The organism is Roseivirga seohaensis, assembly GCF_001592945.1.
In the GTDB taxonomy this organism is placed as follows: Bacteria; Bacteroidota; Bacteroidia; order Cytophagales; family Cyclobacteriaceae; genus Roseivirga; species Roseivirga seohaensis.
Map to the genome: position 1 here is coordinate 225,559 of NZ_LRPB01000005.1, position 15,687 is coordinate 241,245.

General features: G+C 37.7%; 13 protein-coding genes. 4 read left to right on the top strand and 9 right to left on the bottom strand.

Features of this window, described 5'->3' with window-relative positions; genetic code table 11:
* Positions 1 to 297 precede the first annotated feature (297 nt).
* The 9 genes from AWW67_RS03595 to AWW67_RS19245 form a co-directional block, all read right to left on the bottom strand.
* The gene (locus AWW67_RS03595) at positions 298 to 1,770 is read right to left on the bottom strand and encodes an aminopeptidase P N-terminal domain-containing protein (protein ID WP_062300317.1); all 1,473 of its coding nucleotides are present in this window, start codon (positions 1,768 to 1,770) and stop codon (positions 298 to 300) included.
* Between the two features lie 28 nt (positions 1,771 to 1,798).
* Positions 1,799 to 2,038 carry a 50S ribosomal protein L28 gene (rpmB, locus tag AWW67_RS03600; RefSeq protein WP_053224772.1) on the bottom strand — a complete coding sequence of 80 codons (240 nt, stop codon included), beginning with the start codon at positions 2,036 to 2,038 and terminating at the stop codon, positions 1,799 to 1,801.
* A gap of 148 nt (positions 2,039 to 2,186) precedes the next feature.
* Positions 2,187 to 2,750 carry an AAA family ATPase gene (locus AWW67_RS03605; RefSeq protein WP_062300319.1) on the bottom strand — a complete coding sequence of 188 codons (564 nt, stop codon included), beginning with the start codon at positions 2,748 to 2,750 and terminating at the stop codon, positions 2,187 to 2,189.
* Between the two features lie 44 nt (positions 2,751 to 2,794).
* Positions 2,795 to 3,724 (bottom strand): glycine N(alpha)-acyltransferase GlsB, encoded by a 930-nt coding sequence (gene glsB, locus AWW67_RS03610; protein ID WP_062300320.1) that lies wholly within the window; start codon positions 3,722 to 3,724, stop codon positions 2,795 to 2,797.
* Positions 3,725 to 3,740: 16 nt separating this feature from the next.
* Complete coding sequence (gene glsA / locus AWW67_RS03615; RefSeq protein ID WP_053224775.1) at positions 3,741 to 4,553, bottom strand: 1-acyl-sn-glycerol-3-phosphate acyltransferase; 813 nt, start codon at positions 4,551 to 4,553, stop codon at positions 3,741 to 3,743.
* Between the two features lie 254 nt (positions 4,554 to 4,807).
* Positions 4,808 to 6,166 (bottom strand): DNA recombination protein RmuC, encoded by a 1,359-nt coding sequence (locus tag AWW67_RS03620; protein ID WP_062300322.1) that lies wholly within the window; start codon positions 6,164 to 6,166, stop codon positions 4,808 to 4,810.
* A 33-nt stretch (positions 6,167 to 6,199) separates the two neighbouring features.
* Positions 6,200 to 7,708, bottom strand: a complete 1,509-nt coding sequence (locus AWW67_RS03625; RefSeq protein WP_062300324.1) for a PH domain-containing protein — start codon at positions 7,706 to 7,708, stop codon at positions 6,200 to 6,202.
* Positions 7,689 to 8,225, bottom strand: a complete 537-nt coding sequence (locus AWW67_RS03630; RefSeq protein WP_062300326.1) for a PH domain-containing protein — start codon at positions 8,223 to 8,225, stop codon at positions 7,689 to 7,691. Before AWW67_RS03630 ends, AWW67_RS03625 begins: the two co-directional genes overlap by 20 nt.
* The gene (locus tag AWW67_RS19245) at positions 8,222 to 8,383 is read right to left on the bottom strand and encodes a C1orf53 family protein (protein WP_176699989.1); all 162 of its coding nucleotides are present in this window, start codon (positions 8,381 to 8,383) and stop codon (positions 8,222 to 8,224) included. Before AWW67_RS19245 ends, AWW67_RS03630 begins: the two co-directional genes overlap by 4 nt.
* A 76-nt stretch (positions 8,384 to 8,459) precedes the next feature.
* Between AWW67_RS19245 and rocD the strand changes: the two genes are divergently transcribed.
* The 4 genes from rocD (at position 8,460) to AWW67_RS03650 (ending at position 15,674) form a co-directional block, all read left to right on the top strand.
* Positions 8,460 to 9,695 carry an ornithine--oxo-acid transaminase gene (rocD, locus tag AWW67_RS03635; protein WP_062300328.1) on the top strand — a complete coding sequence of 412 codons (1,236 nt, stop codon included), beginning with the start codon at positions 8,460 to 8,462 and terminating at the stop codon, positions 9,693 to 9,695.
* Positions 9,696 to 9,858: 163 nt separating this feature from the next.
* Complete coding sequence (locus AWW67_RS03640) at positions 9,859 to 11,850, top strand: ATP-binding protein (RefSeq protein WP_082793967.1); 1,992 nt, start codon at positions 9,859 to 9,861, stop codon at positions 11,848 to 11,850.
* 88 nt (positions 11,851 to 11,938) lie between these two features.
* On the top strand, positions 11,939 to 12,556 hold the full coding sequence (locus AWW67_RS03645; RefSeq protein ID WP_141655372.1) for a response regulator: 618 nt from the start codon (positions 11,939 to 11,941) through the stop codon (positions 12,554 to 12,556).
* 163 nt (positions 12,557 to 12,719) lie between these two features.
* Complete coding sequence (locus tag AWW67_RS03650; protein WP_062300333.1) at positions 12,720 to 15,674, top strand: hypothetical protein; 2,955 nt, start codon at positions 12,720 to 12,722, stop codon at positions 15,672 to 15,674.
* Positions 15,675 to 15,687: the final 13 nt, after the last annotated feature.

Below are 15,687 nucleotides of genomic sequence, written 5' to 3' on the forward strand. Positions count from 1 at the left end.
CAGTTCTATACGGGGTATTATAACATTTTTGATCTCACAAAATTAGTGATTGTTCCATCCCAGTTACATTTCTGGCAACGCCCACTTTTAAATTCATGGGTGCAGTTTGGATAACCATATAGAAAATGCGCACAATTAGGGCAAAGGGAAGCCATTTTCGATTGTTCATGTAAATATTGACTTCCGCATTCGTCACATTTTTGATTAGATGTGCTCATTTCTGTAGGTTAGTTTTGATCAAGAGTGGGGAAGAATAAGGCCAGCATAGCTGGCCTTTATTACAAAAACTAATACTTTTTACTTATTGCCTTTTAAGTCTGGCAAAGTGAATTGCGCCAATGGGCTGCTTTGTTTCATTAAAGCTTCAATGTCTTCTGATTTTCTTGGTGCATAGCCAGAAAGTAATTCAGAACCATCTTTGGTAATAAGAATATCGTCCTCAATTCTAACTGCAATGCCCCACCATTTTGGGTCGCATTTACTGCCGTCAGGAATGTAAATACCCGGCTCTACTGTAATCACCATGTTTTCTTGTAGCGGACCTCTTGGACCTTTGTCGTGAACATCTAGGCCAATGTGGTGAGAAAGTCCGTGTGGAAAATATCTGTGTGGAGTATTTTCATTTTCGATGATGCCTAGTTTGGCTAAGCCTTTATTGATTATGTCCTTAGCCAAAGCTCCCATCTCAGCCATTGAAACTCCTGGTTTAGCCATTTGAATGGCTTGCTCTTGTGCTTCGTACACCAAGTCATAAATGGCTTTTTCTTCTTTCGAGAACTTACCGTCAATTGGAATGGTTCGGGTAACGTCAGCAGTATAGCCATGATATTCCGCACCTAAATCCATTAAAATCATCTGATCACTTTGGATGTCTATTTCTGTATTTTCAATGTAATGAAGAATGCAGCCATTATTTCCCGCGCCTACAATCGAAGGGTAGCCCTCGTATTCAGAACCGTATTTTTTAAACACAAACTCATGGATACCCTGTACTTCGGCTTCGGTCATTCCTGGGTGCATGGCTTTCATTACTTCTGCTTGACCCACGGCCGATATAAATACTGCCTTTCGTAATAGGTCTAGCTCATCTTTGGTTTTAATACCACGCAGCTCACCCATAATGGTGTTGAGGCTCCTCAAATCTAAGTTGTTCTTTTTAGGCTCGGCCCCAAGATTGTTGGTTTCTACACCATAACCTACTTTACTTTTGAATTGCTGAATCAGGCTAAATAAATCACTCTCGTCACGAGCATTGTCTCGTACATCGTTCTGAAATTCGTAGAATAGAATTTTATCGAATTTCTCGAAGTCTACATCGTAAGCCTTAAATTCTGTATTATTAAAGGAGTTTAATATCCCCAGCTTTTCTTGGGCGCCTGCAGAACCAAGCCTTCGGCCTGTCCACTGTTCGGCTTGTGCATTTCTGGTTTGAACAAAGAAAATTTCATTGTAGTGATTTCCGGTTTTATCAGTTTGCATGTTTTTGAAAACCAATAAAACAGCATGAGGCTCTTTGTATCCTGTTAAATAGTATAAGTCTGGATCTTGATGATAGATGAAGTCTACATCATTCGCGCGGTTGCGCACCGGGTTTGCAAAGAAAACTGCTACAGAGTTGTCGGGCAGTTTTGCTCGTAATGCATCTCTTCTTCCTTTGTGGAAGTCAGCGCTTAAATAGTCTTTTCTTACATTCTCTTGAGCCTGTAAAAAGAAAAATCCTGAGAACATAAACGTCATCAGGATTGCTAAAGTCTTAATAGAAAACTTCATAGTAGTATAATAACGTTTTAGAACGCTATTATACTAAAACGTTACCGTTTTCTCTTGCTTTTTTTAGTACAGCGGTAATGCCATTTTTATTAATGGTTCTTAAAGCTGATGTAGATACTTTTAAAGTAACCCATTTGTCTTCTTCAGGAAGGTAGAATCTCTTTTTCTGAAGATTCGGGTAGAATTTTCTCTTTGTTTTATTGTTAGCGTGAGAAACGTTGTTTCCTGTACGTGCTCTCTTTCCGGTGATGTCACAAACTCTTGCCATGGGTAAATATAATTTAGTCGCTTTTGAAAACGGAATGCAAATATCGTAATTATTTGGAAAGACACCAACCTGAGTTAATATATTTTACTTAAAAGTTTAGTGAGGTAGGCTGTATAGGTAGTTAGAGAATTCTAGTCGAGGTGTTTACTTACTGCTCTTTATTCTGTCGAACGCTAATGACTTGTATTTCAGCCAAAATTTTATCGGCCTTCTTTTGTAGTTCCTCTCCTCCATCTATTCTAATAACTTTGCAATCGAGTAATTCAATCCAATTATTGTGAATTTTTAGAGAGCGTCCATTAAAATTTGGGTTTTCATATTGTTTTGCCCATTCTAAAAAAGCTCGAGAGTCCTCTTGTGTTTTTTTGTCTGTTAATAGCTTCATGCCGTAGCGCTCAACCTCTCTTTTTTGTAGTCGCTCCATTCTTGTTTTGGGATTAATCTGAACAAAGACAACTAAGTTGAATAATGTTTGCCATTCTTTTCCCCAACTAACCACTGAACCACTGATGATGACGTTTTTGTGTCTTTCGAAATCTGTTTTTAGCTTATCATTTCTTTTAGGTAAGGCTATTTTTTCCTGAAATGGAGGGTCTGTCTTTTTCCAGTAATAGTCGTCAACGTCTAGGTGGGTAAAACCAGCGATCTTCTCAATTTCTTTTCCTAGTGTAGTTGTACCTGAGCCTGAGGCACCAAATATCAGAATCTTCATTTTATAATAATTATTCTTTTTAGTGCTGGAGAAAGAGTAAACCCTTAATAAGTAGTGTAACGATCCTTTTTCTCGCCATAAATGTCAGAAACAGTGACAAGTATACCTGTTTCTTCCACGCTACCGAAATCAGGGTTTTCGGCTGTTCCGAACGATTTCATGGAAGGAGATAAAGACATGTAGTTTTTAATTAGTGGCGGAACTCGCTCGCCTCTGGCTTTGGTATAAGAGTTTAAAGCAATCATTCCGCTCTTAAAATCTTTTCCCTCAAATAGTTCTTCCAATTTACTAATGTCCGTAGCTGGTAGAAGTCGGTTTTTAGGAGTTACCAATCCATCTTTGTCTGGAAAAAAACGCTCCATAAAATACAGCACAGCGTCTCGCGCTTCTATATTATAGTTCGGATACATGGTAACTTTTCCAAAAAAGTATTTCATGTTGGGGTGGCTCAGAATTATGGCACCAAGGCCATCCCAAAGGTTATCGAGGGCGAAAATTCCTTTTCTAGGATCTACGTTTGGCTGATGTTTTGGCTGAATCCATGATCGGCCAAGCTCTATGGCATAAGGCAGGTAGTCTTTTACGAATTGGTCGGAGAAAGAAAAGTAGTGTGCCGTTGAAATAGCAATGTGGTTTGGGTCTGAAAGATCTAAAGTGCTACAATCTATAAAGCGGTATCCTCCAATGATTTCTTCCTCTTCTGGTGAGTATACAATTAGTTGTTGGTAACAATTTTCACAGAGGTCATATTGATCAATATCTACCTCTTTACCAGTTCCCCCTCCAGCGCTAGCAAAGGATATTTCTCGCAAACGACCTATTTCACGCATTGTGTTGGGTGCGTTGTGGGCGTTAACAAAGTAAATCTCATTGCCCCCTTTTTGGGTGTTGCGTATAAAACGCTCTGCAGTGAGTTCTGACTTCAAAAGTTTTCTATCAACTGAGTCAATAACGTAGTCTAAATTCTTGTCCAAATTGAGTGAGTTTCAGTTATTGGAGTTTATACACTTTTTCTTTCATCCATTCTGCCCAGTCTTGATCTGACTTTGATCGATCAAAAGTTGTAGGGTCAATGGGTTTTCCAAAAACAATATTAAAAGTACTATTCTTTTGTTTCATCATCTCATCAACTAAATAAAACATTTCTAAATTGGCCTTAATACCTAAGCCTTTCCGGAAGTTAGAAAGATTATAAAAAAAGTTAGACAGCTGAGTTCCACCAGTATATACTGGAACTACTTGGCTTTTAAATCGCTTTGCTCGGGTAATAAAAGTTTTTTTCCATTGTAGGTCTTTTACCACCCCTTTAGTTCTTCTACTTACTAATCCGGCAGGATAAATAAAAACTGCATGCCCCGACCCAAAAAGCTCATTCATTTGCTTAACGGAGTCTGCGGGGGTTGCCCCATGTTTATTTATACCCACAAATAGTTGATTGAGATTTTTTAAGTTAAGCAAAATATCATTCACCAAAAATTTAATATCTGGCCTTATGGGTTGAATGGCTTTTACATGGGCAAGAGCTTCGATACCCCCGAAAGGATGGTTTCCGGCAAAAACAATTCCGCCTTCTTTGGGAATGTTCTCAATGCCGTGAATGTCTACTTTAATGTTAAAGCGGTTGAGCACTGCATTGGCAAAATCGACACCGTTCAAGTTTGAGAAGTCATGAATTACTTCATTCACTTCTTGTTGGTGAATAATGCGTTTGATGTAACGAATTATGAACCCCGGCATCCATTTTAAGAGGCTTGGGTTTTTTTCGCCAATCACCTTTTCTATGTCAATAAACTTATCACTCACGTGTGTCTAGTTAAGAAGCTGCAAAGTAAAAAGATATCTGTTAAAATGGGATAAATATACTTCCATCCAGTTGTTCTGATTTTCAACAAGTTAGGTTTGAACATCAAAATTTGGCAGCCAAAGGACGCATTTGACTCCCTTTATATTATTGAAATTCTCTAGTGATTCAAAAATGACTCTTTGAATATTTTTGGTTCTAAAGTTAAACTGGCTAAAGCGAAAAGTAGTTTAAATTGAATGTTGTGAGTTGCTATTTACAAGTCATCGTTTTCATCATCTAGAAGCAACGAGCCATCAGAAAGCTCAGGTAAAATATTTTTGGTTTCGGTTTCGCTTAAGGCTTCAACTCCTTTTAGTTTTCTCTGGATGGCGCGGGTTCTTTTGCCCATTACGTCATCTAATTGATTAAGGCCAGTCTGAATATTTTTTTGTGCCTTTTCCATTATTCCACTAAAGTTTTCAAACTCTTTTTTAACAGCACCTAGAACTTGCCAAACCTCGCTGCTGCGCTTTTGAATGGCCAAGGTTTTGAAGCCCATTTGTAAACTGTTGAGAATAGCCGCTAGGGTAGTAGGGCCAGTGACAATGATTTTGTAATTTCTTTGCAAATCTTCGAGCAAAGCCGCTTTGCGAACTACTTCAGCATAAATTCCTTCAAAAGGCAAAAACATAATGCCAAAATCGGTGGTGTTAGGCGGATCAATGTATTTATCACTGATGTCTTTAGCCATTTTCTTAATGGTGTTGTCAAGGTTCTTTTGGGCGATTAAAACCCTCGCTTGGTCTCCTTCGTCATAGGCTTCTTGAAGTTGTTCGTAAATGTCTTTCGGGAATTTCGCATCAATGGGAAGCCATACATTCTTACCAGAGTCATCTCTGCCGGGTAGTTTAATCGCAAACTCGACTAAATCGGCACTACTAGCTTTTGTTTTTACATTAGCTTCGTATTGATCTGGGGCTAGAATTTGCTCTAACAACATGGAAAGCTGTATTTCACCAATGCCGCCACGCATTTTTACGTTACTCAATACTTTTTTGAGACCGCCCACATCGGTGGCTAAACTTCTCATTTCACCAAGGCCTTCTTGAACAGCCTGCAATTGTTTTCCTACAGTTTCAAAAGACTGGCTTAAACGCTCATTTAATGTTTTTTGGAGTTTTTCATCCACCGTTTTCCTCATTTCGTCAAGCTGTTTGGTGTTGTCTTCACGAATAGATTTGAGTTGGTTTTCCACCGAAAGCTTTACTTCTTTTACATTCTCTGTGGTTTGTTTATTGATTTGGTTTTGTTGAATAGAAAAATCACCAAATTTCTGGCGCAGCAATTCATTTAACTCTTTAATGTTTTCCGCAAATTTCTCTTCAAATGATTTCAGACTATTGGTCAGTTCTTCTCGATTAGTTTTTGATAGAAAATTTGATTCCGTTCTATTTCTTTGAAATTCATCTTTGATCGATTTTTCCGTTCGCTCTAGGGTCAAATCAAATTTCACCATTAAATCTTCTACCTGCTTGAGTTGTGGTTTAATATCGACTTTAGGCTTTTTAACGAGGTTGATTCCGATATTTACTATTGATAAACCTATCAGAATCATCAATAAGTTTTCAGTCATTGTTTTTGAGTTTATACATTAATGAGAGCTTGTTTACATCCACTCTCTTTTATCTGTTTGGATGCGATAAAGAATAAAACTTTCCAATTGAAGTGCTTCGCTGAGGCTAATAAACGGAATACTTAATTCGCCTGCGGCAGTATAGAGTTTTATTGTAGCCAACTGTTTTCTACGCTGATACCAGCTTTGATTTACTCGTACGGCCTGTACCTTATGAATTTGAGTTAGCATATTTTCGGTACCTACTATTCCACTGTTACTTCTAATGAGTTCTTCATTGATTTCATAACTCCTCTTTTTATAATATGCTCTTCCTAAGAAAAAAGAAAGCGGAAGAATGAGTAAGAAATAAAAGGCCGCTTCTTCAATCAGAAACCAAGTACTCAAACCAAGTGCTGAAGGAATAAGCCCATAGAAAAAAATAATTCGAAGCTTAATAAGAGGGCTGATAAAGTGTTTGGCTTCAGCACCTAAATATTCAGAAGGGAAAACCATATTAATCACCTTAGATATTTGGTGTTTGTAACTTCCTGGTACATTGATTTTAGACTTTTGCGCATTTACTTCGGTACTCGATGCTTGGGCAATTTGTAAGGTGTACATTTTAAAAATTTTCCGGATTGGATTGGTAGACCAAGACACCATCTGCACCTTGTTTTTATTTATAGTTACCTCTTCTCGATTGAATAAGCCTCTAACCAATTTTAACCCATTATTACTGAGCCATAGTTTGAGATCGTAATATTTTAAAATTGAATTGACTAGCGAAAACAAGAAGGAAATAACCGTAACGAGCACCACAGAAGCTACAAAAGCAAAAAGGGTGTTATTCACAACATAACTTTCATATTGGCCCAATTGGTCGGCAATAAAATCGCTTATGTTATCGGTAATCTCATTTATGGTAGTAAAAACAAAGGCGAAAATAATGCCCATAGAGCGCAGGTGGTTTTGACTTACTCCCACTTTAATTAAATCCTTAGGCTTTAAATGGAGCAGCAAATCAGAAGGGCTTTTATCGGCAATAATGCTTTTTTCTTCTTCCGTTCCTGATTCTTCAATCAGTTGTTTTTTCTCGGCCATAATATAATCCCTTAGAGCAATGGCTTCATCTTTTCTAAGCGCATCAATACTTATTTCCGATTTATTCGCGCCAGCCGAATCAATTTCTACACTTACTACATTGAATAATTGATGAAGTAGGTTTTGACTAAAGTTTATAGTTTGAATACGCTCAAATGGAATATTTGTACGCGTCTTTTTCAATACTCCTTTGTCCAACACTATGGCGTTGTCTTTAATATAATAGTAAAAGCGGAAGTATGTAAGAATAGACCCCAAGAGGTTATAAACAGCAAAACCAATCACTACATATAGAATAATGTCATCGAAGGTAGAGCCTGCTCTGCGACCAATTACTAGTGAAACTAGAATAGGCCACATGGCCTTGATTGTCATTCTGAAAAATTTGATCAGAATAATGCCAATGGCTACAGAAGGTTGGCGCTGCGGAATAGAAAAATCATGATTGTTCTGCTCCATCCTCTTCGGTTTTCTTGAGTACGAAATCTTTCATCGAGAGGGCTTCATCATCTGGTAAGCCTGGAATAACCAAATCACTACTTTGTCCGCCTGCCGTAAAAAGTTTTAAGCTGTTTATTTTATACAACCTTTCTATTGGGCCTTGCTTCAGTTCTGCATGTTGTATTCTGTTAAAGGGCACAGTGGTGCGTACCGACCAAATTAAGCCTTTGGTGTAAATGATATCGCGTTGGCGGAGGGCATATTTTTTCTTTTTAAAACCCAGAATAGTGAGTGTGATATTGGCGGCCAAAAAAAGAAGTATAGCCCCCATTGATATAAGATAGCCATTCGTTTTCTCTTCAAAATCAGAAAACTCAATAATGGCAATAGCTCCTGCCACTAGTGCTACAAAAAACAGGGCTGATGAAATCAGGCTTACTTTAAGGTAGTTGGGGTCTATTGGTTTGAAATTGACTTCCTCTAAACTCGGAAGTTCACTGGGATTAATAGAGAGATTCTCGAAATGGTTTGTCATTTTTTATAGCCGTAAGGGCAGTGTCTACAACCATTTTTACAGCAATAGCCTCTTTTTAAGTGGTATTTAGCTGTAAAAACCATTCTGCCCAGTTCGTCAAGGTAATAATCTTCTTTTTCTGTGACAAATGTTGATTTTGATTTAGAATCCTTCGACATCTTTTTTGGGCTAAATTAGTTTGTTTACCTTTGGCCTACCCCTGATTTTGGGTAGCAAATATAAAATTTAATACAGATGGAAACAGTTCAAAATAGCAAACAAGCAATTAATCTAGAAAACAAGTATGGCGCGCATAATTACCATCCGCTACCGGTTGTTTTGGCCAAAGGTGAAGGTGTTTATGTTTGGGATGTAGAAGGGAAAAAATATTTCGATTTTCTATCTGCTTATAGTGCTGTAAATCAAGGGCATTGTCATCCAAGAATTGTTCAAGCTTTGAAAGACCAGGCCGAAACACTGACCTTAACTTCTCGCGCTTTTTATAACGATGTACTAGGAATGTATGAAAAGTACATGACCGAGTATTTCGGTTTCGATAAGATTTTACCTATGAATACGGGAGCCGAGGCTGTTGAAACTGCTATTAAAATTTGTAGAAAGTGGGCTTACGAGCGAAAAGGAATTCCTGAAAATGAAGCTAAAATTATTGTTTGTGAAGATAACTTCCATGGAAGAACAACAACGATCATTTCCTTTTCGAACGATCCAGTAGCCAAGAAGAACTTTGGCCCTTACACCAAAGGGTTTATCAAAATACCATACAACGACATTGATGCTTTGAAGGCAGCCTTAGCCGAAGAAAATGTAGCAGGTTTCTTAGTCGAACCTATTCAAGGTGAAGCTGGAGTATATGTTCCAGATAGCGGTTATTTAACAGAAGCCGACCGTTTGTGTAAAGAGAATAATGTACTGTTTATAGCCGATGAAGTACAGACGGGTATTGCCAGAACGGGTAAGCTTTTAGCATGTGACCATGGAAACGTAAAGCCAGATGTATTGATTTTAGGTAAAGCTGTTTCTGGTGGTGTGTATCCGGTGTCTGCTGTATTGGCCAACGATCCTATTATGGAAGTAATTCAGCCAGGGCAGCATGGAAGTACTTTTGGAGGAAACCCACTGGCAGCTAAAGTGGCTATAGCTGCTTTAGAAGTAATTAAAGATGAAAAGCTTGCTGAAAATGCGCAAAGATTGGGCGAAATTTTCAGAGAAAGAATGAGCGCATTTATTGAAACTACCGACCTAATTACCTTAGTAAGAGGTAAAGGACTTTTAAATGCTATTGTGATTAACGATACCGAAGACAGTTCAACTGCTTGGGATATTTGTATGGCGTTAAAAGAAAACGGATTATTGGCCAAACCAACCCATGGCAATATTATTCGTTTTGCACCTCCGTTGGTAATGACAGAAGAGCAACTACATGAATGCTGCGATATTATTGAGAAGACAATCAGAGAATTTGCTGCTTAAGCAATCTTAGACTCATTTTAAAAACCGACTTTTGAACTCTCCATAAACGGAGTGCCTTAAGTCGGTTTTTTTTATGTTTATTGAGATAGTATTCTGATTCATAGAAATGTGAGTGTTGATATTTTTCACTCCTGTTTTTGGTAATAGCATATAACTTACGTGAATGAGACTTTTGATCCTTGTATGTTCTGCCCTTCTATGTTCTGTGTTTTTAAATGCTCAGAACCTCGATAGCTTAAAGCATTCTCTGAAAAATGTAGATGATGACTCTACTAGAATAGAAACATATTTAGCAATTCATGATATACTTAAGTTGTCTGATTTTTCAACGGCATCTAAATATATTGACAGTGCTTATGTAACAGCCAAAAAAATAAATTGGAAACTAGGAATCGCCAAGACAGGGCAATTTCATGGTGCCGCCTTAAGTCTTACGGGTAAATCAGAACAAGCAAAGCAAGTTTTGAATGAAGTGGTGAAAATCTCCAGTGAATTAGGCGAGGTGACAATCCAAGCATATTCAGAGATGACATTGGGTAATATTGAATATGATTTATCAAACTATGCAAAAGCCTTACCTCATTATTTGGCATCTCAAAAACTCTATGAAAGTATCGATAACTATGCAGGATCTTCTAGCGCTTTGATATGGATAGGAATTATTAACCAGTTTGGGCTGAAGGATTACGCAAAGGCAATTGAAGTTTATAAAAATGCTTCAAAAATGGCGGAAAAAGGTAATTCTACCCTAAATCAAGGGTATATATACTCCAATTTGGCTACTATATATTATGAGCAAAGCAGATTTGATTCGGCCATTAACTATATAAAAAAGAGCAACTTAATAAAAGAGACCTTCAATGATAAACGTGGATTAGCCAATGGCTTAGAGTCTCTAGGTAATTGTTACTTCTACATGAATGACTTAGATAGGGCTGTAGGATATTATGAGCAAGCTTTAACGATGAGGAAGGCTTTAGCAGACAGCACTGGGATTGCATCAGCCTATATAAATGTAGGTAGGGTATATGGAGAAAAGGGCGAAATTGATCGTGCATTTACCGCGCTAGATAAAGGCAGGGAAATAGCCGAGAATATAGGTTTTAAAGAAGGCGTGCAACAATCCTTTTTAGTAAAAAGTGATTTTTTAGAAAAAGCTTCTAGGTATAAAGAAGCTTTGTTTAGCTACAAATCTTTCAAAACTGTTTCCGACTCAATGTACAATATTGCTTCGCGGAGGGTATTGGAAGAGTTGCAGCTACAATACGAAACTGAAAAGAAAGAGCAACAAATTGCTTTGCAAGAAGCCCAACTTGGTGAACAAGCATTAAAACTTGAGCGAAATCGCTTGTTGATGATTGGCTTAATTTTGATTGCAATTCTATTTTTAGCTGTAATCTTTTTGGTGCGTAACCGAGCAAAAAAGAATGAGCAGCTCATTCTTCAACAAGCCCAACTTAAACTTCGCGAAGCAGAACTAAACGCAGTAATCAACTCTCAAGAAAAGGAGCGAAACCGTTTTGCTAGAGATTTACATGATGGTTTTGGTCAACTTATTTCTGTGCTTAAACTCAACCTTTCAGGATTGAGTGATAAGGACGCTCAACATCCAGAAAAGAGACTAGAAGTTTTCAAAAACGGAGAATCAGTAATCAACGATATGTATGCCGAACTGCGATCCATATGTTTCGATTTAATGCCTCAAACCTTGGTGAAAAAGGGGATAACTACTGCCTTAAAAGAGTTTGGAGATCGTATTACTCAGAGTAAGAAGGTGGTTTGCGAAGTGATTGTATTCAGTAATAAAGAGCGTCTTCCCGAAATTGTTGAGATTTCTCTTTTTAGAATTTGCCAAGAATGGGTGAATAATGTAATGAAGTATGCAGGCGCAAGTCACATCACAATTCAGCTTACCAGAGACGAAACCGAATTGACCTTAACAGTAGAAGATGATGGAAAAGGCTTTGATACTGAACTCTTTTACAACGGTAAGGGTAACGGCTGGAAGAATATTCAAACGCGTTTAAATTTAATTAAAGGGGAGTTCGATTTGGATAGTCATCCTGATAGAAGAGGCACTATGATGACTGTTAATTTGCATGAGGCTTCGATTAAGAGAATACCCACTAGTACTGAAAAACAAATCACCGCTTAATCGGATATTTTTAATAGATTAGTAAGAATACCTTGCCCTGATGAAATGGTTGTTCAATTTTGTAGGCAAGGAACAAATAGCCGAAACGATGAAAATCCTCCTTGTCGATGACCACTCCATATTATTGGATGGCTTAAAAAAGCTGATAGAAGAAGATGAAATGCTTTCTGTGGTAGATGCTGTGGGCTCCGTTCCAGATGCTATCCGTTCTATCGACAAACACAAACCCGATTTGGTGATTACCGATTATAACCTAGGAGATGATGACGGATTGAGTTTGGTGCAAAAAACCAAACGCCTTTTCCCCGATATGAAGTTCATCATTTTGAGCATGCACGATGAAGCCCATTTGGTAAAGGAAATTCTGAAAGAAGGCGTGAATGGTTATGTATTAAAGAAAGACACCAAGGCAGAACTGATTGAAGCCATTTATGCGGTAAGAGGAGGCAAAATGTACATGTCTACCGATATTAATGCCATGCTTGTGAAAAGCCTTTACGAACCCGATGAAGGAAAGCTATTGACTTCGCGCGAACGCGAAATTCTCAAACTGATTTCTCAGGAATATTCCAACAAGCAAATTGCCGAAGAGCTTTTTATCAGTGAACGTACTGTAGAAACTCACAGAAAGAACATTTTCCGCAAAACAAAAACCAACTCCTTGGTAGGGCTTATCAAGTTTGCTTACGCGAATAATTTGATCTAAGAACTGCTGTAAATTTTTAGTTTTAGGAATCCTTATCCGTATTAGCACGGATGCAAATACCCCATGCTTAGCGTATTCCTTCCCGTACAGAGTGGCTTTAATTTTACAATAATCCAAAGCCTTGATTTATAATGGCCTTGATTGACCACTAAATGCTGTACTCATGAAAAACTTCATCTTACTCTTATTTATGCTTTATGGCTTTTCTGCAAAGGCCCAATTATTTGAAGCGGTTACTTTAGAATCTAAAGGAGTAAAGGGTAAAGCCAACAGTATAGTAAATACATACTATGAGTTTGTGGCAGAAAAGGGCCTGCAAAAAGCCATAATCGAAACTGAGAAGTATGATGAAAAAGGCAGTTTGATAAGCATAAGCCGAGATGAATTATTGACTGGTAATAAGTATGAATACAGTTATGAATTAGATAAAAAGGGAGTTTTGGAAGTAGAGAAAATCTCGAACGGGGCTACTGGCTTAAATCTGCGCAACACCAAGTATGATTATAAAAAGGGCATATTAACTACCACTACACAAGTACAAGGTTTAATTACTACGGTTAAAAATTATAGCTATAATAACAAAGATCAGCTTATAGCAACAGAGGTGCTCGAAAATGGTGAGTGGAAAGGAGCTATATACACAGAAAGAGATGGGCTAAATAGAATTACTAAAACCTCTCAAAAGCTTCAAGGAGAAGATAGTGCTAGGGTTATTTCTATATATGAGTATAAAGATGAAGGGGGAAATGAAGTAACTGGCGAAACCCGCGCAACTGCAAATGGTACATTCACCATCATTACGCTAACCGATAAAACAACAAAGCTTAAAGTACAAGAAACCACCAAGAACTTAGGGAATAACCAACAATCTGTTTTAAAACACTACTATGAATACGATGCTCAAGGAAGCTGGATTAAAAGTGAAGTGTTAGATGAGCAATTTGGAAGGTCTAGTTTAGTATTACGTAAAATCACTTATGCCGATGGGCAAATTACGGGTAGAACCGAAATGGCTCCAGAAGACAATAGAGCACAATATTTTAGACAATATGCCAAAGTTAGCGTAGCAATTAATGGGAAAATAGTACCTGCATACAACCCTAACCTTATTTCTGGTACAGACGATTACATTACTTATGTAGCCTCAATAAATGCTACGGTTATATTAAAAGGCTATAACAAATCATCGAATCATACCACTTGGCATGAAGGTGTAATTGTATCTCATAACCCTGATGATATTTTCTGGGCAGGTAGCCCTAATTACCCAACTATTTTCCAGAAGGGACTTATTGTAACTACAGGGAAATACAGATATGATGTAGGGGCTAATAGTATTAACTATTTGACCAATCAGAATAAATCATTCTTGGCTATTAAACAGCCAGAAGAAAAGCCGGGGCTTAAGAAGGCAGAGTTATTAGAAGAGAATCGGTTTTGGGCTAAAATGACAGATAGTACCTATGTATTGGTTTCAAAAGGTTATAGTGTAAATATTAGAAAACAATTGGAGCTACCAGAAGGGGACAAACTCATATTGTCATACCTTGGTGGGGCTGATGGTTGGTTTATCTTGCCTGATTTTCGTACAAAATTTGATGAAGGAAAACCTGGTGATATACACACTACGGAGTACTTAGAGGAGCCACTTAAGCAATTAAAAGAACGCTATCCCTCTATTAATTTTAACAGTATTGTTTACGACAACCTTCCCAAAAATAAATATCGATTAAAAACGGTTGATGGCACCGTAGTCTCTGGTATTGCCGAAACAGCCACTTGGGCTCCCGATAATCAACAAGTTCTATACTTTCCGCTTACTTCGGCTTATTATAGATTAGATGGTTTCTATGATAAAGCAGATGATAAGGAATTTAAGAATCAACCTGTAACCCTGCTTTCAAAGGGTGAGAAATCAATTTACTACTTATATAACGAGAATAAGAACATCACCTACTTTGTAGGAGGCACACGCTTAATCAAGAGTAATTTAGGTTCTCGTAAACTTTATGCCGATCAGTTAAAATATGGTGCAGTAGTTTATGATTCAATTACGAACGCAAGCTACGGTATGCAATACGATTTGAAAGGAACAACTAAGGTTGGCTCCATGAAGGCTTTGCCTTGGAATTCAGCTCAAACCTATATCATGAAGCTTGAAAAGGGGCAATGGGTTATTTTTGAAAAGGGTGAGGGAATGAGTAATTATGATTACAGCCTAATGGATGGTGATGATGTTGTCCATTTCTATACCAATGCACTGAATGTAGTAAAGGCTTATCGTTTCAAAGGCTTTAAAAGTATTGAACCAGGCGATTTTCTACCAGCTGAGTTTGTGCCAGATAATGAGGTAGCAAGTTTAGCAACTAAGTTAAAAGTGGACCCTTCAAAGCCTAAAGAAAAACCAGTAGTTGCAAAAGCTCAGCCAAATACCTTTAAGAGAATAGGAGCTACTTATAATCTATGGGATGGAAATGGTGAGCCTGTGGTAGACTATTTGCAATTTTTTGGTAATCTAGGTAGCCCCGATGCCTATGTGCGTGATACAGCAAGAAGTATAACCTACGAGCTTAAGGACTATTTTACCCAAGATAATATAGAAGGCACAAGTAGAGTAGTTATGGGGCCTACCGACAGCAAGGTGTTAAAATGGGGAGATAAAAATGTTGCATTTTTTATCAATGGAAAACCGATAGTTGATGTAAAACGCGTATACGTCAACAACCAAGCAGAGTCAGAATTGTGGAGTGAATTGATTTATGATCGGCACAGTGGCTCAACTTTTATAGCCGAATATCCGCAAAAGGAAGGGTTTTACTTTGGGGCACTAAACAAGCTTTCAGTAAACAACGAAAAGGCTGTTTTAATTAAACTGAAAGATGGAAAGTTTTCACTAATTGTAGAAGGTGTAATTGAAAGAAATACAAATTTCAGAACAGAGCAATACCAAGGAGACCTTATTTATATAGACAATAGCGGAACGCAGAAAATCTATAGGTTTAAGGGCTTCGAAAAGACTGAATACTTAGGGCTTATTCTTCCTGAAGCCATCTCTCCCTCAGAACTAGATCAGCTTTTGAAGAAAATAAATGCTGAAAAAGATAAAGGCGATTTGTAAAAGAAAAACTGCG

Excerpts from the sequence above, each read along its gene's own strand:
- AWW67_RS19245 (WP_176699989.1), bottom strand. The coding sequence starts at position 8,383 with ATGTCGAAGGATTCTAAATCAAAATCAACATTTGTCACAGAAAAAGAA.
- AWW67_RS03650 (WP_062300333.1), top strand. The coding sequence starts at position 12,720 with ATGAAAAACTTCATCTTACTCTTATTTATGCTTTATGGCTTTTCTGCA.
- AWW67_RS03620 (WP_062300322.1), bottom strand. The coding sequence starts at position 6,166 with ATGACTGAAAACTTATTGATGATTCTGATAGGTTTATCAATAGTAAAT.
- rocD (WP_062300328.1), top strand. The coding sequence starts at position 8,460 with ATGGAAACAGTTCAAAATAGCAAACAAGCAATTAATCTAGAAAACAAG.
- AWW67_RS03640 (WP_082793967.1), top strand. The coding sequence starts at position 9,859 with ATGAGACTTTTGATCCTTGTATGTTCTGCCCTTCTATGTTCTGTGTTT.
- AWW67_RS03605 (WP_062300319.1), bottom strand. The coding sequence starts at position 2,750 with ATGAAGATTCTGATATTTGGTGCCTCAGGCTCAGGTACAACTACACTA.
- AWW67_RS03595 (WP_062300317.1), bottom strand. The coding sequence starts at position 1,770 with ATGAAGTTTTCTATTAAGACTTTAGCAATCCTGATGACGTTTATGTTC.
- AWW67_RS03630 (WP_062300326.1), bottom strand. The coding sequence starts at position 8,225 with ATGACAAACCATTTCGAGAATCTCTCTATTAATCCCAGTGAACTTCCG.
- rpmB (WP_053224772.1), bottom strand. The coding sequence starts at position 2,038 with ATGGCAAGAGTTTGTGACATCACCGGAAAGAGAGCACGTACAGGAAAC.
- AWW67_RS03625 (WP_062300324.1), bottom strand. The coding sequence starts at position 7,708 with ATGGAGCAGAACAATCATGATTTTTCTATTCCGCAGCGCCAACCTTCT.
- AWW67_RS03645 (WP_141655372.1), top strand. The coding sequence starts at position 11,939 with ATGAAAATCCTCCTTGTCGATGACCACTCCATATTATTGGATGGCTTA.